Genomic DNA, 23360 nt, shown 5'->3' with positions numbered 1-23360 from the left:
ATGGTCGAATGACCCAACAGGCAATTATCACCGCGTTTCACCCCAGCCTGCCCCCTCAACCGGAATCCCGGCCGCCCAGGCAGTCCTCCACCTCGTCGACCAGACCGTGCACGAACGCGGCCAGCTCGGACGATGTCAGGACCGCCCGCATCCCCACACCGCTGGAGCCCCAGGCTTCCACGTAGGCCCTGCGAGTCACCCGCCACTCGCCCTGGGCGGGTAGCCAGATGGGGATGGTCCTGAGCTGGCAGCGTAGCTCCCCGCCGTTCACCGCGCCGGACCTCGCGCGATATCGGAACGAGAACAGCTCACTCCCGCCGTCGTCGCCGGGGAACCTGTCATCAGGATCCGGCCATTTACCCGCTTCGCCCTGTTCCTGCTCCTCGCGTGCCCGGCTGACGCCGCGCGCCAGCCGCGCCAGCAGCCAGCCGCACCGCTCGCCGACGATCCCGCACGGCGCGCCATCGCGGCGGAGTTCGAGGGTGATCTCGTACGGCGTGCCGACGCTGTCCGTGCACGCGACGGGGGTGACGGTCAGGTATGAGCCGTCGACACAGCGGAGTCCTCCCATGTCAAGAGGGTATCCCTCGTCAAACTCCGCCAAACCCGTAGAAATACCCAGCCGTACCGCCGAATACCTGGTCGCGATCGGTGCCGCCGAGCAGGGCCGTCGCCACCTCCCAGACCGTCCGGTAGTCGGCCGCCAGCAGGGCCACCGGCCAGTCGCTGCCGTACATCAGCCGTTCGGGCCCGAACGCCTCCACCGCGTGCTCCACGTACGGCCTGAGGTCCTCCACGGTCCACTCCTGGTGGTCCGCCTCGGTGACCAGCCCCGAGACCTTGGCGTACACGTTGGGGCACGCGGCGGCCCGGGTGAGCTGGGCGGCCCACGGCTCCCACTCGTGATCCTTGATCCGCGGCTTGGACAGGTGGTCGATGACGATCTTCAGGCTCGGATGACGCTCGGCGAGCGTGACGACGTGGTCGAGGTGGCGCGGCAGCAGCGACGGCACATCAAGGGTCAGACCGGCCTCGGCCAGCAGCCCGAGCGACTCCAGCACGCGCTCTTGGACCACCCAGTCGGGGTCGGGCTCGTCGTGGATGAGGTGGCGAACGCCGGCAAACTTCGGATGTCTCCCATAGCGGTCGATGGCCGCCGCGGCCTCCTCCGGACGCTCCAGCGGCACCCAGCCGACGACCGCGGCGATGAAGTCGTACGCCTCCGCCTGGGCCAGCATGGCGTCGGTGTCCTCGTAGCAGTCGGCCGCCTGCACCAGGACCGTGGCCTCTATGCCGGTGGCGGCGAGCTCCAGGCGTAGGTCCTCGGGGGTGTAGGTGCGGTACAGGGGGCCCAGGTCGGGGGTCAGCCAGGTGTACCAGCCGGTGTCGACATTCCAGAAATGCTGGTGCGCATCCACTATCACCTGACAAAACCTAGGATGTCTGGACAGCCCAGATCAAGAGCCACCGACCCCGGGGGCGCCCTCGGTGCGGGTACCGACTGTGCGGGCGCCCACCGTGCGCATGCCGTCCACGCGGGCCCCACCGTGCGCGTACCGACCACACGGGCCCCCCACCGGGTGGGTACCGACCACACGGGCCCCCACCGCGCGCGTACCGACCACGTGGCTGGGGACCCACTCAGGGGGCGTCAGCCGCGCGGGCGCGAGCCCGGCGGCCGGTGAGCCCCACGCCGCGGCGGCGGGACCAGCGGGTTCCTCGGAAGCGAGACCACCAGCCGCGCCCCGTCTCGGCGAACGTCTCGGACGGTAACCCGCGCCCGGCCTCAGCCGGCCTGTCGGGCATCCGGCCGCGATCACGCAGCCAGGCGGCGAAGTCGTCGGCGTCCGCACGGTAACCCGGGGGCGGCGCGGTGCGTGTCCTGGCGTACGCGGCGAACTCCGCGATCAGGTCGCCTCCGGCGGCCCGCGCGGCGTCGGGGCGGAGCCTGGCCACGATGCTCCGCCGCTTGGCGATCAGGCTCCCCGCCTGGACGCCGAGCCGTGCGGGGTCGAAGCCGTCCGGCACGTCTCCCCCGGCGATCAGGGCCGCGACAAGCCTCCCCTGCGCGGCGGCCAGGCGCTGCCTGGCGGCTTCCGTGCTCATCGCGGACGGCCCGCGCCGTCCTGGGCCAGGACGGTCGTTTCGAGGCCATGACGGCGCCGTCCCAGGCCATGGCCGCGCCGCCTCGGGCCATGGCGATCCTGATTCTGGCCAGTTCCGCCGACAGCACCGCGTCGCTGGGGTACTCGTCGTCCCACTCCAGCAGCACGCCCGGTGGTGTGGCGCGGGCGCACAGCTCCGTCAGCAGGTCCAGGACGGGCTCGGGCGCCACGGTGGTGTGGGTGTCGTGCCAGATCCCCTGGTGCTCGTACCCGCCGGCCACGTGGACGTACGCGAGGTGATCCAGCGGCAACGCGTCGAGTGCGTCCAGCGCCGACAGGCCGAGGTTGCGCTGGTTGGTGTAGAGGTTGGCCACGTCCACGAGCAGTTGTACGCCGGTGCGCGCCACCAGCTCGGCCAGGAACCGCGCCTCCGTCAGCTCGTCACCCGGCCAGCCGAAGATGGCGGCCACGTTCTCCAGGGCCAGGGGCACCGGGAGGGCGGCCTGGGCCTGGCGGATGTTCTCCGTCACCACGTCCAGCGACTCGCGGGTGCGGGGGATCGGCAGCAGGTGACCGACCTCGTGCCCGCCGCCCCTGACGAACGCCAGGTGCTCGCTCACCAGCGGCGAGTCCAGAGCCTCCGCGCAGGCCGCCAGGTGCGCGAGCCGGGCAGGGTCCGGCGACTCCGCGCCGCCGACGCCCAGGGACACGCCGTGCGGGATCACCGGCACACCCTTGGCCCGCAGGACGCGCAGGGACTCGGGCAGCCGGGCCGGGGAGATGTTCTCGGCGACGACCTCCACGAAGTCGACGTCCGGCATCCGCTCGATGGTCAGGTCCAGCTCCCGCCGCCAGCCGATGCCCACGCCAAGTGCGACCCCCACGTCAGCCTCCCTCATGTCAACCTCCCCACGTCAACCTCCCTACGTCAACCTCCCAGTGTCACGCCCCCTCATGTCACGCTCCCTCTCGTCAACCTCCCTCTGGTCGACCTGCCCACGTCAGATTCCCCCGCCGCACCCGCCACCACAGCCACCGCCGCCGCCGCAACCAGAGGAGCCCCCGCAACCAAAGGAGCCTCCGCAGCCCGGCGAGCCGAAGTCGCCGCCCGAGCCGAACCCGCCGCTCGATCCCGGATCGCCGCCACCGCAGACCCCGGCGGCGCAGCTGGAGCCCTCACCGCCCCAGGGGGCGTTGAGTGGGGCCTCCAGGCGCGGGTCGCGCAGCTCCCTCGTCCCGTACAGGGCGACGGGCATGGGCAACGAGTCGAGCTCGGGGGGCTCGGAACGGCCGGGCACCCACGCCTGCCTGGCCCTGCGCAGCTCGTCGTGCCCCGCCGAGCTCAGCGCGTCGCGCATGGCCCGCTGGTACCTGCCCGCCGCGATCAGTCCGGCGGCGCCGGCGCACGCGAAGACGAGGGCACCGACGAAGGTGAACGGCCCCATCGGCAAGAAGATCACCGCCACCACCGAGAGCGCCGCTCCGGCGATGGCCGACCACGACAGCAGGCGCAGGCGGCGGAGCAGCGTCTGTACCGGCGCCAGCGTCTCGTCGGGAACGAGCAGGCCGAGCCCGGTCAGGTGATGCCGGATCTCGTCCATCGCGGCGGCGCCGCCGATCTCGCGCCTGATCACGGCCACGGGGACGCCCCTGGAGTGGGCGGCGACGGCGGCCAGCGCCGCCTCCTCGACCGGGTGGCTCGCACGGGCGCCCGAGACCGCGTGCACGTTGCCGCCGCGCGAGACGCGCAGTTCGCCGGACTTGGCCAGCAACGCGATGACGGTGTTCGCGACCCGGCGCGGGCCACCGGCGAGATAGGCGATCTCGTAATGGCCGAGATCATGAGCACGGAAGTTCACGGCACGCACCCTGGCGTGCTCGCGCTTGATCGTGGCCGCGGTGGTCGCGATGACCAGCGCCAAGACCACGGACAGGCCCAGCGGGATCAGATCCACTTGCGGCCTCCTCTCCGGTGGGACCAGGAGACGGACGATGCCGGGTATCCGATTGACGCCTAAGTCCGACATAAAGGTTCCCCCCTACAGGACACCTTTCTGTGGCCTACCGGACGCCTGCCTGAGCCCTGCCCATACCGCCCGGACACGCGACCGCGCCGACCGTCACGAAGACGGCCGGCGCGGTCGGTGCGGGTTGGTTCGGGTCGATGCCGGTGGGTCAGCTCGCCCGGTGGGTCAGCTCGCCCAGTGGGTCAGCCTCACCCCAGCGGGTCAGCCTCACCCCAGCGGGTCAGCCTCACCCCAGCGGGCGGGTCAGCCTCACCCAGTGGAGCTCAGCCGGTGAATCAGCTCAGCCGGTCGAGGAGGGCGTTGTACTCCTCCCACAGCTCCTTGGGCAGGTGCGAGCCGAACTTGTCGAAGTGGTCCGGGATCAGCGCCGCCTCCTCCCGCCACACCTCGCGGTCGACCGTGAGCAGCGTACGCAGGTCCTCTTCCGCCAGGTCCAGGCCCTCGACGTCGAGCGCGTCCGGCAGCAGGCCGATCGGGGTGGACACGGCCTCTGCCGTGCCGTTGAGCCGGTCCACGATCCACTTGAGCACGCGGCTGTTCTCGCCGAAGCCGGGCCAGATGAACTTGCCGTCGGCGTTCTTGCGGAACCAGTTCACGTAGTAGATGCGCGGCAGCCTGGCGTTCTTGCGGCGGCCGATCTCGAGCCAGTGGGCGAAGTAGTCGCCCATGTTGTAGCCGCAGAACGGCAGCATCGCGAACGGGTCGTGGCGCAGCTCACCGACCTTGCCCTCGGCGGCGGCGGTCTTCTCGGAGGCGACGTTGGCTCCGAGGAAGACGCCGTGCTCCCAGCTCAGCGACTCGGTGACCAGCGGCACCGCGGTGGCGCGGCGGCCGCCGAACAGGATCGCCGAGATGGGCACGCCCTGGGGGTCCTGCCATTCGGGGGCGATGGTCGGGCACTGCGCGGCCGGGGTGGTGAAGCGCGCGTTCGGATGGGCGGCGGGCTCGTCGGACTTCGGCGTCCACGAGCGGCCCTTCCAGTCGGTCAGGTGCGCGGGCGGCTCAGGGGTGAGTCCCTCCCACCACACGTCCCCGTCGTCGGTCAGCGCGACGTTGGTGAAGATGCTGTTGCCCCAGAGCGTCTTGACCGCGTTGGCGTTGGTGACCTCGCCGGTGCCGGGCGCGACGCCGAAGAAGCCGGCCTCGGGGTTGATGGCGTGGAGGCGGCCGTCGTCGCCGAACCGCATCCAGGCGATGTCGTCACCGACCGTCTCGACCTTCCAGCCGGGGATCGTCGGCTGGAGCATGGCGAGGTTGGTCTTGCCGCAGGCGCTCGGGAACGCGGCCGCGATGTAGCGGGTCTCGCCCGAGGGCGGGGTCAGCTTGAGGATGAGCATGTGCTCGGCCAGCCAGCCCTCGTCGCGGGCCATGACGCTGGCGATGCGCAGGGCGTAGCACTTCTTGCCGAGCAGCGCGTTGCCGCCGTAGCCGGAGCCGTAGGACCAGATCTCGCGGCTCTCCGGGAAGTGGCTGATGTACTTGGTCGAGCTGCACGGCCACGGCACGTCCTCCTGGCCGGGCGCCAGCGGCGCGCCGACGGAGTGGACGCACTTGACGAACTCGCCGCGCTCCTCGATCAGGCGCAGGGCCCGCTCCCCCATGCGGGTCATGACCCGCATGGAGACGGCCACGTACGGCGAGTCGGTGATCTCGACGCCGAGCTGGGAGATCTCCCCGCCCAGCGGGCCCATGCAGAACGGCACGACGTACATGGTCCGGCCGCGCATGCTGCCGGCGAACAGCTTGCCGAACGTCCGGCGCATCTCGGCGGGCGCGACCCAGTTGTTCGTCGGCCCGGCGTCCTCCTCGCGCTCGGAGCAGATGAACGTACGGTCCTCGACCCGGGCCACGTCGGTCGGGTCGGACTTGGCGTAGAAACTGTTGGGCCGCTTGGCCAGGCGCGTGAACGTGCCCTGCTCGACGAGCAGGTTGGTCAGGCGCGTCCACTCCTCCTCCGAGCCATCGCACCACTCGATCCGGTCGGGCTGGGTCAATGCGGCGATCTGGTTCACCCAGGCGACCAATTCGGCATTGCTCGTCGGGGCGGGTACTTCCACGGAAACGGACACGGCGGCGGCTCCTCCACTCTTCAGGGCCCAAACATCATTCACGACGACGGCGCCGAAAAGCCAATTGGCATAGACCTATGCCTGGATCGGCCGTCGCCGCAGGCTGCGGCCTCGATGATTGGGGGAGCCTACCCCGAAGAAGCGGTTTCAAAAGAAAGCGACCCGCCCACTGTCCGGCCAATGAAGTTGGTCTAAACCAATTTCGCAAGAGGTTTAGTCCATTCGCCGGAGAGTTTCTCCTGCGTACTCTCAGGAATTGACGTCCGGCCCGGCGGAGCGAACTCGGTCGACGTGTTGCAACGCGTCTCGCAGTTCGGACAGCCAGGTGTCGGTGTTCTTTCCGACGAGTCGTACGCACCAGGCCAGCGCGTCGCTGCGGCTGCGGGCCACGCCCGCGGCGACGAGCGTGTCGAGCACCTGGCGTTCCTGCTGTCGCAGGCGTGTCATGACGGGCACCGAGAGAGTGGTGAACATCACAGTGGTGTCGCCGCAGACGACACCCCAGGACACCTTCTGCCGGAACCGCCGCTCGGCCTCCTTGGCGATCTCGACGCGGCGCTCGCGGGTCTCTTCCCTGAACCGTCCGATGAGCCCCTCGATCAGGGCCGCCTTCTCGGCGTCCGATCCCTCGGAACTGGGCTCCGGCAGTGTGCCGAGCACCGCGATCTCCTCGCGGTCCCGGACGATCTCCGGCGCCTCGGTGAACCATCCCTCGGGCAACCGCCCGGTGAACCAGCCCTTGATCTGGGCCGCTGCTTCATCACTTGCCATGTAATTAGAATTACACGGTTGCGAAGAAAAAGCACGCGCTGAAGGACTTCCTCTTCCTGAATGAAGCCGTCAGCGAACGCGGGCCGCCGCCGCCGGGCTGACCCTGACGATGCCCGCGAGGTTCCGGGTGCTGACCGGGGCGATCTTGACCACGTCGCCGGTGCGCGGGGCCACCACCATCTTGCCGTCGCCCCAGTAGATCGCCACATGCGAGATATAGCCGGGATTGGTCGGGTCGAGGCGCCAGAAAATCAGGTCACCCGGCTGGATCTGGGCGAGCGGCACCTGGGGGCCCGCCAGCCACTGCTGGTGCGTCACCCGCGGCATGCGTACCCCTGCCTGCGCGAAGGCCCACTGGACCAGGCCCGAGCAGTCGAACGTGTCAGGGCCTTCCGCTCCCCACACGTACGGCCTGCCCAGCTTGGTGGCGGCGGCCCTGAGCGCGACGGTGATCTGCTCGCCGCTCATGAACGAGCCGGCCGCCCAGGTGCGGGCCTTGGCCTGCGCGGGGGGCAGCACCGGGTTGACCATGGCCGTCTGCGTGCCCTTGGGCAGCACCTTGAGCAGGGCCCTACGCAGTTTGTCGGAGTTGGCCTTGGGCGCGCTCACGATCAGCGCGTTGTCGCGCGGCAGGCCGAGCGTGCGTCCGACCTCACGGGAGACGACGGCGTCGACCGCCCCGAAGCCGGTCGTGGCGTAGGCCCCGATGCGCAGCGGACCAGCGGGCCCGCGCACCCGGCTGTGCAGGCTGAGGCCGCCGTCGCTGCCGAGCACGAACGAGACCGCGACGTCGCCGGCCGCCACGTTGTTCCACAGCGCGTCGGAGGCCGCCGTGACCTTGGGCGTGTAGGCCCGGAAGGTCGAGGGGTCGACCGCGAGCGTCTGCACCCGCTTGTCGTCGAGCATGATCGAGGCCGCGTCGGCCAGTTCGAGCGCGGCCACCCCTTGCAACCGCGCCACCTTGCGCAGCAGCTCGTTGGTCAGCGGCTTGCGGGTGACCACGAAGAGGTTGGGCTTGTGTAATTGGCCCAGCGGCTTCACCGGCTGCTTCGCCGGTTGCGCGGTCGTGCCGGCGTCAGCCGCCAGGGTCTGCTGGGGCGTGGGGCGATGCTGCTGCTGCCGCACGGCGGCGGCGGGCAGCTGGCCGACCGCCTGCCGCTGGCCCACCTGCGCGAGCAGCAGCAGGTCGGCGGTCAGCACCGCGACGAGCGACACCACGATGAACGGGACCAGTTTGTGGTGGTCCCGCCGCCTCCTGGAGCGGACCAGGAAGCTGAGATCCTGCCGGATACCGGAGGAACGCGAAAAATCCGCCGGGCCATCGTGGGCCCGGCGGGTCGTCTCTTCGGAAGTCAGTTGCCGATGTACGGAACGGCCTCGAGGATCTCGACGGTGTTCTGGCGACCGTTGGGCATGGAGTAGGTCGCCTTTTCGCCGATCTTCTTACCATTGATCGCCGCGCCAAGGGGCGATTTCGGCGAATACACGTCGATCGGGGCTCCGCTCTCCTCACGGGACGCCAGCAGGAAGGTCACCTCATCGTCGTCACGGACGAACCGGATCGTCACGGTCATGCCGGGCCCGACGACCCCTTCGGTCTTCGGTGCCTCTCCCACCTGGGCGTTGTCGATGATCTGCCGGAGGTGGAAGATGCGGGCCTCCATCTTGCCCTGCTCATCCTTGGCCGCGTGATAGCCGCCGTTCTCCTTCAGGTCACCTTCCTCACGGGCGGCCTCGATCTTCTTGGCGATGTCGACGCGCCCTGGGCCCGAGAGGTATTCGTACTCCGCCTTGAGACGGTCGTACGCCTCCTGCGTCAGCCATGTGACGTTCTCATCGCGAGAGTCGGCCACGGGTTCTCCTTGCTTGCCTAGGGGGCCCTGAGATCACTAGAGGTTGCATGCGGTTGAATTGCGAAAGGCTAACAACCCAACAGCTCGTACGCTTCCTCAAACGTCTCATTCTACGAGATTGCAGTACTGGATGTGGACGGACGTGGCCTGGGCACTCGTGTCCAGGCGCTCTTTGAGCTGCTTACTACCCCCACCAGCGGGAATTCTTACTTCCCTGCTGCCCACTTCTGCGTGGTTGACATCTGTGGCCCTGATACGGCATACGGCGGCCCGGTCGGCCGGCTTGCTCACCTCGAAGGTGATTTCGGCCTCGTTGGGGCGATTGGCCTGGAACGACACCACCTGGGGGATGGCCCCGGTGTTGCCGCCGGTCATCGACCACATCACGTAGCCCCAACCACCTGCGATGATGGCCACCAGCACGCCGATCACGACGTGCACGACGAAGCGGCCCCGGCGCTCAGGACGATCGGGGAAGTCGTCGGGTGTGCCGAGAACTGGACGGCTCTCGACATCTTCGGTGGCCATGGCGGAATCTCCCTGCACTCCCTCAGCGTTATCCGAGACAATTGTTCCCTGCGGGGGTCACGCCCTCGCGACCGCCCAGCTGAACCTAACCTCTCTGGGCAGGTGATCGGTCCAACTGAGGAGACATCGAGCCCGTGAGTGCACCGTTGAGGCTGATGGCCGTCCACGCCCACCCCGACGACGAGTCGAGCAAGGGCGCCGCCACGATGGCGCGCTACGTCCGCGAAGGCGTCGACGTGCTGGTCTGTACGCTCACAGGCGGTGAGCGAGGCTCGGTGCTCAACCCCAAGATGGACCGGCCGGAGATCGTCGACAACATCGGCGAGGTCCGTAAGGCAGAAATGGCCCGCGCGCGGGAGATTCTTGGAGTTCAGCAGGAGTTCATGGGCTTCGTCGACTCCGGCCTGCCGGAGAGCGAGGAGGAGGAGCTGCCCGAGGGCTGCTTCGCCGTGCAGAAGCTCGAAGACGCCTCCGCGCCCCTTGTGGCCGCCGTGCGCGCGTTCAAGCCGCACGTCATCGTCACCTACGACGACGACGGCGGCTACCCGCACCCCGACCACATCATGACGAACCGGGTCTCCGTGGAGGCGTTCGAGGCGGCCGGCGACCCCGACCGCTACCCGGGCACCGGCGACCCGTGGCAGCCGCTGAAGCTTTACTACCAAATGGGCTTCACCAAGGAGCGGTTCGAGGCGCTGCACGAGGCGATGACCTCGCGTGGCATGGGCTCCCCTTACTCTGACTGGATCTCCCGCTGGGAGGACCGGCCCGCCAAGTGGCCGGTGACGACCCGGGTGCCCTGCGCCGACTACTTCGAGCTGCGCGACGAGGCGCTGCTCGCGCACGCCACCCAGGTGGACCCCGACGGCTTCTGGTTCGTCTGCCCGCGCGAGCTCCAGCAGGAGATCTGGCCGACCGAGGACTACCACCTGGCCCGCTCCCTGGTCGACACCGAGCTGCCGGAAGACGATCTGTTCGCCGGAATCCACGCCGACGAGGTCTCCGCCGCCTGCCACTGACCCGGCTCCACGCCGATGAGGGCCCTGCCGTCTGCCACCGACCGGAGCATGACCCCTCGGTGGCAGACTGGAGGAGTGATAACTCTCGCAGCGGGTGATGTGAGTCCGGGCCTGCTCGGCTTCGTCGTCGTCGCCCTCATCGGGGTCGCCCTGTACATGCTGATCAAATCGATGAACAAGCAGATGTCGAAGATCCAGGTGCCCCGGGCGGCCGACATCGACGACAAGAAGGCCGAATAGATGCCGGTCGAAATAGTCGACAACACGGAGCAGAGCCGATTCGAGATTCTCATGGACGGCAAGGTCGCCGGGTTCGCCGACTACCGCCTGCTGCCCACGAAGATCGTTTTCACGCACACCGAGGTGCTGCCCGAACTTGAGGGGCAGGGCCTGGCGGGCAAGCTGGTCGGGCACGCGCTCGACGCGAGCAGGGACACCGGCCTGCGGGTCGTGCCCCTCTGCCCCTACGTCGGCAAGTACATCGAGCGCCATCCCCAATACAAGGATCTGGTCGACGCCTCAGCCGCCGAGTGACCAGGCTCGTCAGCTCGCCAGGTGACCACACGGCGTCAGTCGCCGGGTGACCACGCGCGTTCGAGCGCCTTGGGCAGGCCCCACCAGCCCAGCGGGGTGAGCACGTCCTCGGTGTCGACGATGCCCAGATATCCCCACAAGGTCACCACCGGCACGAACAGGCGCTCGGTCGCGTCGAGGTCGTCGGCGTCCTGGTCGTCGATGTCGATGTCCTCCGACTCGGCGATGAGCCGGGCCAGCCGCTCGGGCGAGGCGAGCACGCCGGGACCCAGCCTGGTCAGGGCCGCCACCGCGGCCAGCCAGTCGGCGTGCTGGATGGCGCACAGGTTGGCCAGCACGGTGTCCTCGTGGCTGAGGTCGCCGTCGAGGTCCGCGAACTCCTCCAGGCTGTCGCCGGCCTCCGACAGGTCGGAGATGGGACCGGCGATGCCGGCCGCCACCGACAGCCACAGCTCGCCGTCGTCGTCGGGCATCGGCCGGTCGTCGAGCCCGGCGCAGGCCCGCAGCACGTTCGCCGGGTAGCCGGGCAGGCCGAGCAGCTCGCGCAGCAGTGCCCCGGCCCGCCGCAGCTCGTCGGCGGGCAGCTCGGGCGGCTTGGGCAGCTCGCCGACGATCCGCCGCAGCTCGGCCAGCGCGAACGCCTCCTCCTCGTCCCAGGCGGCGAACAACTCCTCGTCCTGCTCATCACTGACCGCGAACCCGGGCACCCGGCCGTCGGGCTGCGGCTCGCTCAGCCAGCGCTCCTGAAGCTCCTCGTACGTCCTGCGGGCCTCCGGGTCACCGGCGACCAGCGCGTCGGGGTCGATCTCACCCGCGCTGACGCGTTCCTCCAGATACCTCACGAGCAGCGAGAACATCTCCTCGGCCACCGGCCCGCGCTCGTCCTCCTCCGGCCACACGAAGTAGCCGGGCGTCATCAGCATGGGCTCGGTCCCGGTCGACTCGACCCAGCGCTGCACGTCGCCGACCGTGGCGACGCCCGACTCGATCGCGCCGAGCGTCGACCTGGCCGAGTCCCAGAACGCCAGCGACAGCGGGTTGCCCGCGGCCATCAACGCGCGCCGCAGGTCGGGCAGCGCCACCAGCGCCACCCCGGAGGGCACGGCGAGCAGGGCGCGTGCCACGTCCCTGCGGGTGAGGGCGGCGGCGGGGCGGCCCGCATGCGTGCACACGTAATCCAGATCCACGCTCCGTAACCTACGCCCCCGCCGTCCCCACCACACGCGTTGCCACCGACCCGACGCGCACCCGGCGTGGTCGTAGAGTGATCAGAGGAGGACCTGATGAACCGCTTGCAGGACGCGACGAGCCCTTATCTGCTGCAGCACGCGGGCAACCCCGTCGACTGGCACCCCTGGGGCGAGGAGGCTTTCGCCGAGGCGCGACAACGCGACGTGCCCCTGCTGATCAGCGTGGGCTATTCGGCGTGCCACTGGTGTCACGTGATGGCGCACGAGAGTTTCGAGGACCCCGACACCGCGCGGCTGATGAACGAGCACTTCGTCAACGTCAAGGTGGACCGCGAGGAGCGGCCCGACGTCGACGCCGTCTACATGAGCGCCACCCAGGCCATGATCCATCAGGGCGGCTGGCCGATGACGGTGTTCGCCACGCCCGAGGGTCACCCGTTCTACTGCGGCACCTACTTCCCGCGGCCCCAGTTCCAGCGGCTGCTGCGCGGTGTGCGCGACGCGTGGGCCGGCGACCGGGCGACCGTGACCGAGCAGGGGTCGAAGGTGGTCGAGGCGCTCAACGCGCACACGACGCTGCCCACCGGGCCGCTGCCCGGCGAGGAGACGCTGGCGCTGGCCGTACGGAATCTGCGGGAGTCGTTCGACGAGGAGCGCGGCGGGTTCGGCGGGGCGCCCAAGTTCCCGCCGTCGATGGTGCTGGAGTTCCTGCTGCGCTCCGGCGAGAGCGAGATGAGCGGCCGCACGCTGGAGTCGATGGCGCGCGGCGGGATGTACGACCAGCTCGGCGGCGGGTTCGCGCGCTACAGCGTCGACGCGGGCTGGGTGGTGCCGCACTTCGAGAAGATGCTGTACGACAACGCGCTGCTGCTGCGGGTCTACACGCACTGGTGGAAGGCGAGCCGGACGCCACTCGCCCGGCGGGTGGCGCTGGAGACTGCCGAGTGGCTGCTGCGCGAGCTGCGCACCGCCGAGGGCGGCTTCGCCTCGGCGCTCGACGCCGACAGCGAGGGCGAGGAGGGCCGGTTCTACGTCTGGACGCCGGAGCAGCTGCGCGAGGTGCTCGGCGACGAGGACGGGGACTGGGCCACGCGGCTCTTCGAGGTGCGGGGCACGTTCGAGCACGGCACGTCGGTGCTGCAGCTGCTCACCGACCCCGGCTCCGACGACGCGGCGCGGTTCGACGACGTCCGGGCGCGGCTGCTCGCCGCCAGGGAGCGGCGGGTCCGGCCCGGCCGTGACGACAAGGTCGTGGCCTCCTGGAACGGCCTGGCCATCGCCGCCCTGGCGGAGACCGGCACGGTGTTCGACCGGCCGGACCTGGTGGCGGCCGCCCGGCAGGCGGCGGAGCTGCTCGAAGACGTGCACATGGACGGCGGCAGGCTGCTGCGGACCTCGCGCGACGGGCGGGCGGGCCGCAACGCCGGGGTGCTGGAGGACTACGCGAACCTGGCCGAGGGGCTGATCGCCCTCTACGGCGTGACCGGGGAGACCCGCTGGCACCGGCTGGCGGGCTCGCTGCTCGACACCGTGCTCGACCGGTTCGGGGACGGCGAGGGCGGGTTCTACGACACGGCCGACGACGCCGAACGGCTGTTCCAGCGGCCGCAGGATCCCACCGACAACGCGACACCGTCGGGACAGTACGCCGCGGCCGGGGCGCTGCTGTCCTACTCGGCGCTGACAGGGTCCGCGCGGCACCGTGAGGCCGCCTACGCGGCGCTGGGCACGGTGTCCGTGCTGGCCACCGGGCACGCGCGGTTCGCCGGCTGGGGGCTGGCCGTGGCGCGGGCGGCGCTCAGCGGGCCCGTCGAGGTGGCGGTCGTCGGGCCGATGGACGACCCGCGTACGCGGGCGCTGCACCGCGAGGCGCTGCTGGCCGACGTTCCCGGACTGGTCGTGGCGCTGGGCGACGGCCAAGGCGTGCCGCCCGGCGGGCCCGAGCTGCTGGAAGGCCGCGGCCCGGTCGGCGGCGCGCCCGCCGCGTACGTGTGCCGGGGCTTCACCTGCCGGATGCCCGTCACCACCCCCGAGGAGCTGCGGGCCGAGCTGGCCGACCGGCCACCGGGCCGATGACCGGCGATCCGCCTGGCCGGGGCCTTGTCGGGGCCTAGCCGACCGGCGATCGGCCGGTGCCGAGCCTAACCGACCGGTGATCGGCCGGTGTCGCTCCACCGGCCGGTGTCGTTCCCGTCAGGTCCGGTCGTGGGGACGTCCGGCTCGCCCGTGGGCGGGCCGCCGGTGTCGTTCTGCCGCGGCGGATCCTGCTGCGTATCGGGGCCCTCCGTGGTCGGCTGCTCCGTGCTCGGCTGCTCGGTGATCTCAGGGGTGGGCGAGGACCACGGGTCTGGTGCCCGGGTGTGCTGCGGTTCCTGCGGCATGTCCTGCCGCTCGTCGGGACGGCCCCAGCCGGAGCCGTAACCGTAGTCGGACGGCTCGGGGAATTCGATGACCGGCTTGCCCGCCATGGCCTCGGTCATGAACGCCCGCCAGATCTGGGCGGGCAGCTGGCCACCGAACTGCACCCCGTAGCCGGGGATGTCCACCGGCTTGTTGTCGTCGCGGAACATGTCGACGGCGACGGCCAGCTGCGGCGTGAAGCCGTTGAACCAGACCGCCTGGGAGTTGTCCGTGGTGCCCGTCTTGCCGGCGACCGGGCGGTCGTACAGCCTGGCCGCGGTGCCGGTGCCGTACTTGACGACCTGCTGCATCGCGTACGTGGTGTCGGCGGCGGCCTGCTCGCTGACCACCTGGGTCGACCCGGCCTTGATCACGTTCTTCTTGCTGCCGGGGGCGGTCACCGACTTCACGACATGCGCCTCCCGGTGGACGCCGCCGTTGGCGAAGGAGGAGAAGCCGGAGGCGTTCTGCACGGCGCTCAGCGAGGCGACGCCGAGCGGGAACGTGGCGGCCGCCTCGTGCTGCTTGAGCTGCGTCTCCGGGATGCCCGCCGCCACCGCGGTGGCGGCCACCTTGTCGAGGCCGACCTTCTGGCCGAGGTCGACGAACGCGGTGTTGACGGAGTTCTGGGTGGCGCTGATCAGGTTGATCTCGCCGTACGAGCGGTCGCTGTCGTTGGGGATGGGCTTGGTGGCCGAGGCCACGCGCATCGGCGAGTTGCCGTTGACCCTGGTGGACAGGTCGAAGCCGTTGTCGAGCGCGGCGGCCAGCGTGTAGGGCTTGAACGTGGAGCCGGCCATCACCTTGGCCGAGAAGGCGTTGTCGTACTCGGAGCGGTCGGGGCGGCCGCCGTAGAAGGCGACGACCTCGCCGGTGGCCGGATCGACGGCCGCCAGCCCGGTGCGCACCTTCTTGGGCGTCGCGTCGGGCAGCACGGTCTTGACCGCGTTCTCGGCCGCCTGCATGAGCTTCTTGTCGAACGTCGTGACGACCCGCAGCCCGCCGCCGTTGATGTCCTCGTCGGTGTAGCCGCGCCGGTTGAGCTCGGCGGTGACCTGGTCGAGCATGTACTGGGCCTGACCCTTGAGCTCGAACGGCTTCTTCGGCGCCTTGAGCACCGGGAACGTCTGGGCGGCGGCCTGCTCGGCACTGAGCGTGCCCGTCTGGCGCATGGCGTCGATCACCGCCTGCCAGCGGGCCTCGGCGGCGTCGAGGTCGGCGCCCTTGGGGTCGGCGAAGCGGCTGGGCTGCTGGATCACCGCGGCCAGGTAGGCGCCCTCGGCCACGTTCAGCTTGCCGACGTCCTTGCCGAAGTACGCCTGCGCGGCCGCCTGGGCGCCGTTGGCGCCGCGGCCGAAGTAGATCGTGTTGAGGTACTGCTCAAGGACCCAGTCCTTGGACTTGGACTGGTCGACCTTGATGGAGATCATGATCTCCTTGAACTTGCGGGTGATGGACCGTTCCTGGCTGAGGCCGCTGTAGTAGTTGCGGACCAGCTGCTGGGTGATCGTCGAGCCGCCCTGGAGCTGCTGCCCGGAGATGGTGGACCACACGGCTCGCGCGGTGCCTTTGACCGAGACGCCGCCGTCTTGGTAGAAGGAGCGGTTCTCGGCTGCAATCACCGCGTCACGTACGTGCTGGGGCACCTTGTCCAGCGGAACGTTCCTGCGGTCGATGCCCTTCTTGGCGAGCACGCTCTTGCCGTCGCGGTAGTAGATCACCGACCCCTGGGCCGTGGCGTCCTTCTGGGTGCTGTCGGGAATCGGGGTCATCGCCCACGCGACGGCGAAAAGCCCTATGGCCAAGAGGATCCCGGCGCCGAAGACGATCAACAGCCGTGTAAGGATCCGCCGTTTCCGCATGCCCTTTTCACCACCGATCCGCACCAACAACCCCCCGATCGCGCCTCGCCAACCCCCGTCAGCTGGGCGAATGTCAAGGTTAAGCGATCGATAACGGTGCCTCGTCCTCTCCCGCGATAGTACGGCTAGCGCGTTTCGCGTTGGGGAACATTCGCCACCAATGGCAATACGCGGTAGGGAACAGGTGTGTCGAGGGCGATGATCGACGAGGTCCTGAGAACACCTTGAACCTCGACCATCCGGTCGATCACCCGTTGCAGATCGGCGTTCGTCCGCGCCACCACCCGGCAGAGCAGGTCGCTGCCGCCCGTGATCGTGTGGACCTCCAGCACCTCGGGGATGTGGGCCAGCCGGTGCGCCACCGGGTCGTGCCCGGCGACCTGCCTGATCTCCATCGTCACGAACGCGGTGACGTCGTACCCGAGCGCCACCGGCGAGATGTCGGGCCCGAACCCGGTGATCACTCCCCTGGCGATCAGCCGGTCGAGCCGGGCCTGCACGGTGCCGCGGGCCACGCCCAGCCGGCGCGAGCACTCCAGCACGCCCAGGCGCGGCTCGGCGGCCAGGAGGGCGATCAGGCGGGCGTCCAGTTGGTCGATCGTCATGGTGTACAGATCTCCCGCTCTTCTGGGGAATGGGTTGTACATATTGTCCAGGCAAGAAAGCGACTGTTGCTCAACCCGTCCAGCAAATCCGAGTATTGATGCTATGACTGATGTCTTTCCGGTTAACGGGATGCACGCCGTGGTGTTCGCCGTCGGCAACGCCAGGCAGGCGGCTCACTATTACTCGACCGCGTTCGGCATGCGGCTGGTGGCCTATCGCGGGCCGGAGAACGGCAGCCGCGACGCGGCGGCCTATGTCCTGACCTCGGGGAGCGCCAGGTTCGAGTTCAGGGCCTCGATCCGGCCGGGGACCGACCTGGCCAGACATGTCGCCGAGCACGGTGACGGGGTGATCGACCTGGCCATCGAGGTTCCGGACGTGGAGGCCGCCTACCGGCACGCCGTGGAGCAGGGGGCTCGCGGGCTGGCGGAGCCGTACACGCTGGAGGACGAGCGGGGCAAGGTGGTGCTCGCGGCGATCGCCACCTACGGCGAGACGCGGCACACGCTCGTCGACAGGTCCAACTACAGCGGCGCCTACCTGCCCGGTTACGTGCCCGCCGAGCCGCTCGTCGCCCCGCCGGCGACCAGGACCGGCCGGCTGTTCCAGGCCGTCGACCACTGTGTGGGCAACGTCGAGCTGGGCCGGATGGACGAGTGGGTGGAGTTCTACAAGAACGTGATGGGCTTCACCAACATGGCGGAGTTCGTCGGCGACGACATCGCCACCGAGTACTCGGCGTTGATGTCCAAGGTCGTGGCCGACGGGAGCCGCAAGGTCAAGTTCCCGCTGAACGAGCCGGCCGTGAGCCGCAAGAAGTCGCAGATCGACGAGTATCTGGAGTTCTACCGCGGGCCGGGCGTGCAGCACGTCGCGCTGGCCACCAACGACATCCTGACCACGGTCGACCACATGCGCGCGGCCGGGGTGAGCTTCCTGGACACCCCCGACTCCTACTACGACGACCCCGAGTTGCGCGCGCGCATCGGGCGGGTCCGGGCGCCGATCGAGGAGCTGAAGAAGCGCAAGATCCTGGTCGACCGCGACGAGGACGGCTACCTGCTGCAGATCTTCACCAAGCCGGTGCAGGACCGGCCCACGGTCTTCTTCGAGCTCATCGAGCGGCACGGCTCGCTCGGGTTCGGCAAGGGCAACTTCAAGGCGTTGTTCGAGGCCATCGAGCGGGAGCAGGAGCGAAGGGGCAATCTTTAGACCGCGCCGCGGTTGTTCTGACGGCGCGGGGGCGAGAGTTGTGGTGCTTGCCGCGCCGGAAGTCTCCTGGACCTAGGCTGGATCCTGTTCGACCCGCGCAAGCAGGCTCCGCATGTCAAAGCCGCGAAGACGGTCGTGGTCGATGCCTGACTCCGCGTAGAATTCCTGTCACTTAGCGAAGGGAAGAGCGCAGCCTATGGGGTTTGACCAGCGCAGGGCCGCTTCGCTCGTGGCGCTTCTGAGCATCCTCGCCTGCGCGCCGTCCAACGGCGCCATGGCGCCCACAGCGGCCCGGCCGGTGAGCGGCGACACGGGCGCGCCCGGCATCGGTGACCCCGACTTCCCCCTCGACGGCAACGGCGGCTACGACGTCTCCCACTACAACCTCGAGCTCGGCTACACGCCGAGCAGCAAGCACCTCGACGGTGTGGCGACGATCAAGGCCACGACCACGCAGCCGCTCTCGCGCTTCGACCTCGACCTGTCCGGCCTCGACGTGAGCGAGGTCACGGTCGACGGGGTGAAGGCCATCTTCTCGCGCAACGGCCCCGAGCTCGCTGTGCTGCCCACCACGCCGCTCGGCGACAAGGCCGACTTCACCGTCAGGGTGGCCTACTCCGGGGTGCCCAAGCCGATCAAGGACTCCACCAACCTCGGCACGTTCGGGTTCGTCCCGACGCCCGACGGCGCGTTCGTGGCCTGTGAGCCCGACGGCGCCAAGACCTGGTATCCGGTCAACGACCACCCCGCCGACAAGGCGGCCTACGACTTCGCGATCACCGTGCCCGACGGCGTGACCGCGCTGGCCAACGGCGAGCAGGTCGGCGAGCCCACGACCACCGACGGCAAGACCACGTTCCGGTGGCGCGAGCGGCATCCGATGGTGAGCTATCTCGCGACGGCCACGATCGGCAAGTTCGAGCTGCGCAAGGGCCGCACGCCGGGCGGCATCCCCAACTTCGCGGCGGTCGATCCCAAGCACCGCGGCTCACTCGACGATCTCTACAACGTGTCGGGCGAGGTCACCGACTACTGGAGCAAGATCTTCGGGCCCTACCCGTTCTCCTCCACGGGCGGCATGATCGACGACTTCTCGGCCGGCTACGCCCTGGAAAACCAGACCAAGCCGCTCTACGGCGGCTTCGAGCCCGACCAGAGCATCATCGCGCACGAGCTGGCCCACCAGTGGTTCGGCGACAGCGTGAGCATCAAGCGCTGGCGCGACCTCTGGCTCAACGAGGGCTTCGCCACCTATGCCGAGTGGCTCTGGGCCGAGCACAAGGGCACCAACACCGCCGACCGGCTCTTCCAGACCTTCTACAACCGCGCCGCGAGCGACCCGATCTGGAAATATCCGCCTGGCCGCGCCCAGCCCAAGGACCTGTTCAACGACTCCGTCTACACCCGGGGCGGGATGACCCTCCACGCCCTGCGCAAGGCCATCGGCGACGAGACCTTCTTCACGCTGCTCAAGACGTGGACGACCGACCACAAATACGGCAACGTCACGACGGACGAGTTCATCGCGCTGGCCGAGAAGCTCTCGGGCAAGGACCTCAAGCCGCTGTTCGACGCCTGGCTCTTCCAGCCGACCAAACCCGCCGCCTGACCGTCTGACCGCCTGATCGCGGGGCTACGGGGCGCCGGGCGTATCCGTGGGGGCCGAGAAGACCAGCACGGACGCCGTGAAGCCGTGCACGTGGTTCTGGCCGCCCACCGGGCCGACCTCACCGGCGGCGAAGAAGCCCGCGATCCCGATCGGCCCGAGCGTGTCGCGCAGCGCCACCGGATCGTGGTCGGCGGTGCCGAACATCGCCGACCCCCGGCCGTTGCAGGAGAACAGCAGCGCGCCGTCGATCCGGCCGAGCTCCTCCCGGTGCGCGTCGAGCAGGTCGTAGAGGTCCTCGTCCGCCGTGGCCGCGTCGCGCACGTGGAAGCGTACGGTCCTGCCGACGTCCACGACGTCGCCGATGGCCACGGCCTCGCGTTCCGGGTCGATGCCGATCACGCCTCTGATGAGGAAGTCGCCGCGTTCGTGCCGTTCGGCGTACTCGTCCATGGCCACGCCGATCTGCAGGCCGGCGGCGACCAGTTCGCGGTCGTCCTCGTCGAGTTCGCTGACGATGTCCTCCAGCCGGGCCAGGGCCGGCTGGCCGGCCAGCTCCAGCAGCAGGTTCTCCTCGGCTCGGGTGACGACCATGGTCGGGCCGATCGGCCGGCAGCCCTGGCTGACCACTGTGCTGACCCGTACGGAGCCGCTGAGCAGTACGCCGATGGCGCCCTCGGTGTAGACCTCGCCGTCGGCGAAGAGCCGTACGGACCCCCGGCCTCCCATCCCGTTGGCCAGCCCGCCGATCAGCGGCAGATCACCCAGCACGTCCACAGAACGCTCCACGAACGCGTCCGTGGGGAAGGTGTACGGGTCGGCCAGCAGGATCGCCACGTGATCCGCCGCGGTCCGCTCCGGCAGCCCCACCACCACGAAGCGGTCCTCGGCGGTCAGCGTCTCCAGCGCGAACGTGGTCAGCTCGGCCCCGTCCAGCGTGGCCGCCCACGCGCTCACGGCGGACGTCAGCTCGACCCCCTGCCCGTCGGCGATCACGCCGGTGGCGCTGCAGCCGATCACGTGGGCCTCGGGGGCCAGCCTCATCGCGGACTCCCCCGCCCTGGCGACCTCGTCAGGATCGGCGCCGCAGATGAAGAAGCACACCAGGTCCGCCTCGCCGCTGAGTCTCGACAGGGCTTGACCGACAGCACGCTCCGCGGCCTCCACCAGGTCGGAACCCACGGCGAGGCCGTCGGCGAAGCGGCTCGTCATCACAGCCACGGATCTCGCCTCCTCAGCGGGTCGAAGTTCCCTAGGAACCGATTCTCCCCATTAAAGGAACAAGCACGCGCACGAACCGTCACGCAATAGTCAAGATCCGAAATCTCCGCCAGATGCGAAAGTGTCTGCCGCAGTGGTCCCAGGGGACGTAGTCTCGTTCCCGTGCATCAGCCGCTAAATATCCGCGAGCTGCGAGAGAGCGGTCACGTTCATCGCACCGTGAAAGCAGAGGTCCGCGAAAACCTGCTGGCCAAGCTGCGGGCAGGTGAGCCCCGTTTTCCAGGCATCGTGGGCTTCGACGACTCCGTCCTGCCCCACTTGGAGCGGGCGCTACTCGCCGGGCACGACCTCGTCCTGCTCGGTGAGCGGGGCCAGGGCAAGACCCGACTCATCCGCACCGTGACCGGGCTGCTGGACGAGTGGACCCCGGTGGTCGACGGGTGCGAGATCAACGACCATCCGTACGCGCCGGCCTGTACGCGCTGCCTCGCGCTCGCGCGGGAGCTGGGCGACGAGCTGCCCGTGGCGTGGAAGCATCGCGACGAGCGCTACGGCGAGAAGCTCGCGACCCCCGACACCTCCGTCGGCGACCTGATCGGCGACGTCGACCCGATCAAGATCGCTGAGGGCCGGACGCTCGGCGACCCGGAGACCGTCCACTACGGGCTGGTGCCGCGCACCAACCGGGGCGTGTTCTCCGTCAACGAGCTGCCCGACCTGGCCGAGCGCATCCAGGTGTCGCTGCTCAACGTGCTGGAGGAGCGCGACATCCAGGTGCGCGGCTACAACCTGCGCCTGCCGCTCGACATCCTGCTCATCGCCAGCGCCAACCCCGAGGACTACACCAACAGGGGCCGGATCATCACCCCGCTGAAGGACCGCTTCGGCGCCGAGATCCGCACCCACTACCCGCTGACGGTCGAGGACGAGCTGGTGCTCATCCGCCAGGAGTCCATGCCGGACATCGGGGCGGACCTCCCCGAGCACCTGGTCGAGGTGATCGCCCGGTTCACCCGCCTGGTCCGCGAGTCCACCGCGGTCGACGCCCGCTCCGGCGTGTCGGCGAGGTTCTCGATCGCGGCCGCCGAGACCGCCATGGCCTCCGCCGTACGCAGGGGGGCGATCGCCGGCGAGGAGCAGGCCGTCGCCCGCGTCTGCGACCTGGCCAGCGTCGTCCACAGCCTGCGCGGCAAGGTGGAGTTCGAGGTCAGCGAGGAGGGCAGGGAGACCGAGATCCTCGCCCACCTGCTCCGCCGGGCCACGGCCGAGACGTTCAGGAGCCGGTTGGGCGGCATGGACCTGTCGCCGCTGACGGACAAGTTCGCCGAGGGCAACCAGGTGGAGTCCGGCGAGCTGATCCCGGCCGCCGAGCTGCTGCGCCGCATCGGCCCGGTCACCGGCCTGGCGAAGGTCATGTCGCGGCTGGGCATGGGCGAGGGCGAGGAGTCGCCCGGGCACGCGGCGGCCGCGCTGGAGTTCGCCCTGGAGGGGCTGTATCTCATGCGCCGCCTGTCCAAGGACGACGTGGACGGGGTCTCCGTCTACCGGACGTGAACATTCGGGCGGTCTCACTCGTCGAACGTGATGATTGATCACGCCGTCGGGGGAGACCGCCCATGCGTCTGCTTGTCTGTGCCACCGCCCTGAGCGCCACCGCCTTGTGCGCTTTCGCCGTGCCCGCCAACGCCGCGGACACCAAGATCGTGTACGGGTACGCCTGGGCGACCGGCACGACCGAAATCCGCGTCACGCCCATGGCCGCCACGTACCGCAAGCCGCTCCACACGTTCAAGGCCGTCCCCGGCGCCAAGGAGCTGCGGCTCGACTACGCCAAGGCGGCGTTCCGGCGGGTGACCGTCGCCTGCGACCTCAAGGAGACCGAGGGGCGGGTGGCGATCGACCGCAAGGGCCTGGGCACCACCGTCTGCAAGCCCGACGCCCTGACCGACAAGCTGGCCTCCGGGCCCGCGCCGGTCCGCGTCGAGTATCGCGGCACCGAGGCCGTCAAGATCAATGAGGTGCTCGCCAAGTGGACCGAGCCGCGCACCGCCCGCGGCACGGTCAAGCGGGTGGACGACACGACGGTCCTGTTCACCCGGGCGGGCCGGACGGTCAAGCTCGGCTACACGAACCTGATGTCGTTCGCCAGGACCACCAGGCGCTGCGGCGACGGCTGGCTGGCCGGCAGGCCGGTCAACGCCGACGGGCACGGCCTCGGCAAGAAGGCGTGCGGGAGCCGCGACTTCACCAAAGCCCTCAAGTCGGTCGGGCACCCGGTGCTCGTACAGGTCGATTACGTGCCGGACGTCAACGAACTCTCCGGTGTGCGTGAGGTCTTCGGGGACGCGTAGCCCTCG

The 23360-nt window shown here is 69.6% G+C and carries 21 protein-coding genes and 1 pseudogene; 8 read left to right on the top strand and 14 right to left on the bottom strand.

Features of this window, described 5'->3' with window-relative positions:
* Positions 1-55 precede the first annotated feature (55 nt).
* The 10 genes and pseudogenes from LDL49_RS31875 to LDL49_RS31835 all read right to left on the bottom strand — a co-directional run bounded on the left by LDL49_RS31875 (position 56) and on the right by LDL49_RS31835 (position 9353).
* Entirely contained in the window at positions 56-571 is a 516-nt protein-coding gene (locus LDL49_RS31875) for a hypothetical protein (protein WP_225296441.1), read from the bottom strand.
* Positions 572-590: 19 nt separating this feature from the next.
* Positions 591-1424 carry an amidohydrolase family protein gene (locus LDL49_RS31870; RefSeq protein ID WP_225296440.1) on the bottom strand — a complete coding sequence of 278 codons (834 nt, stop codon included), beginning with the start codon at positions 1422-1424 and terminating at the stop codon, positions 591-593.
* A gap of 217 nt (positions 1425-1641) precedes the next feature.
* On the bottom strand, positions 1642-2106 hold the full coding sequence (locus tag LDL49_RS59875; RefSeq protein WP_504854018.1) for an SCO6045 C-terminal-like domain-containing protein: 465 nt from the start codon (positions 2104-2106) through the stop codon (positions 1642-1644).
* A 106-nt stretch (positions 2107-2212) separates the two neighbouring features.
* Positions 2213-3004: pseudogene (locus tag LDL49_RS31865) on the bottom strand (MbnB/TglH/ChrH family RiPP precursor modification enzyme); the annotation flags it as partial.
* A 102-nt stretch (positions 3005-3106) separates the two neighbouring features.
* Positions 3107-4060, bottom strand: a complete 954-nt coding sequence (locus LDL49_RS31860; RefSeq protein ID WP_225296436.1) for a TIGR04222 domain-containing membrane protein — start codon at positions 4058-4060, stop codon at positions 3107-3109.
* A gap of 347 nt (positions 4061-4407) precedes the next feature.
* Positions 4408-6201, bottom strand: a complete 1794-nt coding sequence (locus LDL49_RS31855) for a phosphoenolpyruvate carboxykinase (GTP) (RefSeq protein ID WP_225296434.1) — start codon at positions 6199-6201, stop codon at positions 4408-4410.
* 249 nt (positions 6202-6450) lie between these two features.
* On the bottom strand, positions 6451-6972 hold the full coding sequence (abmR, locus tag LDL49_RS31850) for an ATP-binding transcription factor AbmR (protein WP_225296432.1): 522 nt from the start codon (positions 6970-6972) through the stop codon (positions 6451-6453).
* A gap of 69 nt (positions 6973-7041) precedes the next feature.
* Positions 7042-8187 carry a C40 family peptidase gene (locus LDL49_RS58560; protein ID WP_225296430.1) on the bottom strand — a complete coding sequence of 382 codons (1146 nt, stop codon included), beginning with the start codon at positions 8185-8187 and terminating at the stop codon, positions 7042-7044.
* A gap of 137 nt (positions 8188-8324) precedes the next feature.
* Complete coding sequence (gene greA / locus LDL49_RS31840; RefSeq protein WP_225296428.1) at positions 8325-8825, bottom strand: transcription elongation factor GreA; 501 nt, start codon at positions 8823-8825, stop codon at positions 8325-8327.
* Between the two features lie 105 nt (positions 8826-8930).
* Complete coding sequence (locus LDL49_RS31835) at positions 8931-9353, bottom strand: DUF4307 domain-containing protein (RefSeq protein WP_225296426.1); 423 nt, start codon at positions 9351-9353, stop codon at positions 8931-8933.
* Between the two features lie 134 nt (positions 9354-9487).
* Between LDL49_RS31835 and mca the strand changes: the two genes are divergently transcribed.
* The 3 genes from mca (at position 9488) to LDL49_RS31820 (ending at position 10906) form a co-directional block, all read left to right on the top strand.
* Entirely contained in the window at positions 9488-10372 is an 885-nt protein-coding gene (gene mca, locus LDL49_RS31830; RefSeq protein WP_225296424.1) for a mycothiol conjugate amidase Mca, read from the top strand.
* 75 nt (positions 10373-10447) lie between these two features.
* Positions 10448-10612 (top strand): hypothetical protein, encoded by a 165-nt coding sequence (locus LDL49_RS31825; protein ID WP_225296422.1) that lies wholly within the window; start codon positions 10448-10450, stop codon positions 10610-10612.
* Positions 10613-10906, top strand: coding sequence for a GNAT family N-acetyltransferase (locus tag LDL49_RS31820; protein WP_225296420.1), 294 nt, complete (start codon positions 10613-10615; stop codon positions 10904-10906).
* A gap of 35 nt (positions 10907-10941) precedes the next feature.
* Here the strand turns inward: LDL49_RS31820 and LDL49_RS31815 are convergent, their stop codons facing one another.
* Positions 10942-12093, bottom strand: coding sequence for a hypothetical protein (locus LDL49_RS31815; protein WP_225296418.1), 1152 nt, complete (start codon positions 12091-12093; stop codon positions 10942-10944).
* A gap of 96 nt (positions 12094-12189) precedes the next feature.
* Between LDL49_RS31815 and LDL49_RS31810 the strand changes: the two genes are divergently transcribed.
* A complete protein-coding gene (locus tag LDL49_RS31810; protein ID WP_225296416.1) occupies positions 12190-14172 on the top strand; it encodes a thioredoxin domain-containing protein in 1983 nt (660 codons plus the stop codon).
* A 65-nt stretch (positions 14173-14237) separates the two neighbouring features.
* Here the strand turns inward: LDL49_RS31810 and LDL49_RS31805 are convergent, their stop codons facing one another.
* Positions 14238-16358: a transglycosylase domain-containing protein gene (locus LDL49_RS31805; protein ID WP_225296414.1), complete on the bottom strand. Its 2121-nt coding sequence runs from the start codon at positions 16356-16358 to the stop codon at positions 14238-14240.
* Positions 16359-16483: 125 nt separating this feature from the next.
* On the bottom strand, positions 16484-16963 hold the full coding sequence (locus LDL49_RS31800; protein ID WP_225296412.1) for an Lrp/AsnC family transcriptional regulator: 480 nt from the start codon (positions 16961-16963) through the stop codon (positions 16484-16486).
* Positions 16964-17066: 103 nt separating this feature from the next.
* Between LDL49_RS31800 and hppD the strand changes: the two genes are divergently transcribed.
* Positions 17067-18176 (top strand): 4-hydroxyphenylpyruvate dioxygenase, encoded by a 1110-nt coding sequence (gene hppD, locus LDL49_RS31795; RefSeq protein ID WP_225296410.1) that lies wholly within the window; start codon positions 17067-17069, stop codon positions 18174-18176.
* Positions 18177-18372: 196 nt separating this feature from the next.
* Positions 18373-19785, top strand: a complete 1413-nt coding sequence (locus LDL49_RS31790; protein WP_225296408.1) for a M1 family metallopeptidase — start codon at positions 18373-18375, stop codon at positions 19783-19785.
* 24 nt (positions 19786-19809) lie between these two features.
* On the opposite strand, the gene LDL49_RS31785 is transcribed toward LDL49_RS31790, so the two are convergent.
* On the bottom strand, positions 19810-20994 hold the full coding sequence (locus LDL49_RS31785; protein WP_225296563.1) for an FIST signal transduction protein: 1185 nt from the start codon (positions 20992-20994) through the stop codon (positions 19810-19812).
* Between the two features lie 171 nt (positions 20995-21165).
* On the opposite strand from LDL49_RS31785, the gene LDL49_RS31780 reads away from it, so the two are divergent.
* Positions 21166-22557 carry a sigma 54-interacting transcriptional regulator gene (locus LDL49_RS31780; protein ID WP_225296406.1) on the top strand — a complete coding sequence of 464 codons (1392 nt, stop codon included), beginning with the start codon at positions 21166-21168 and terminating at the stop codon, positions 22555-22557.
* A 62-nt stretch (positions 22558-22619) separates the two neighbouring features.
* The gene (locus LDL49_RS31775; RefSeq protein WP_225296404.1) at positions 22620-23354 is read left to right on the top strand and encodes a hypothetical protein; all 735 of its coding nucleotides are present in this window, start codon (positions 22620-22622) and stop codon (positions 23352-23354) included.
* Positions 23355-23360: the final 6 nt, after the last annotated feature.

Origin of the sequence: Nonomuraea aurantiaca, from assembly GCF_020215705.1 — a bacterium.
Taxonomy (GTDB): Bacteria; Actinomycetota; Actinomycetes; order Streptosporangiales; family Streptosporangiaceae; genus Nonomuraea; species Nonomuraea aurantiaca.
Note: the sequence above shows the minus strand (reverse complement) of the source record. Positions and strands in the feature narration are given on the sequence as shown.

Coding starts and splice junctions, on each gene's coding strand:
- LDL49_RS59875 (WP_504854018.1), bottom strand. CDS start 2,106: ATGAGCACGGAAGCCGCCAGGCAGCGCCTGGCCGCCGCGCAGGGGAGG.
- LDL49_RS31810 (WP_225296416.1), top strand. CDS start 12,190: ATGAACCGCTTGCAGGACGCGACGAGCCCTTATCTGCTGCAGCACGCG.
- LDL49_RS31835 (WP_225296426.1), bottom strand. CDS start 9,353: ATGGCCACCGAAGATGTCGAGAGCCGTCCAGTTCTCGGCACACCCGAC.
- LDL49_RS31875 (WP_225296441.1), bottom strand. CDS start 571: ATGGGAGGACTCCGCTGTGTCGACGGCTCATACCTGACCGTCACCCCC.
- LDL49_RS31805 (WP_225296414.1), bottom strand. CDS start 16,358: ATGCGGAAACGGCGGATCCTTACACGGCTGTTGATCGTCTTCGGCGCC.
- hppD (WP_225296410.1), top strand. CDS start 17,067: ATGACTGATGTCTTTCCGGTTAACGGGATGCACGCCGTGGTGTTCGCC.
- LDL49_RS31790 (WP_225296408.1), top strand. CDS start 18,373: ATGGGGTTTGACCAGCGCAGGGCCGCTTCGCTCGTGGCGCTTCTGAGC.
- LDL49_RS31785 (WP_225296563.1), bottom strand. CDS start 20,994: ATGACGAGCCGCTTCGCCGACGGCCTCGCCGTGGGTTCCGACCTGGTG.
- LDL49_RS31775 (WP_225296404.1), top strand. CDS start 22,620: ATGCGTCTGCTTGTCTGTGCCACCGCCCTGAGCGCCACCGCCTTGTGC.
- abmR (WP_225296432.1), bottom strand. CDS start 6,972: ATGGCAAGTGATGAAGCAGCGGCCCAGATCAAGGGCTGGTTCACCGGG.
- LDL49_RS31820 (WP_225296420.1), top strand. CDS start 10,613: ATGCCGGTCGAAATAGTCGACAACACGGAGCAGAGCCGATTCGAGATT.
- LDL49_RS31800 (WP_225296412.1), bottom strand. CDS start 16,963: ATGACGATCGACCAACTGGACGCCCGCCTGATCGCCCTCCTGGCCGCC.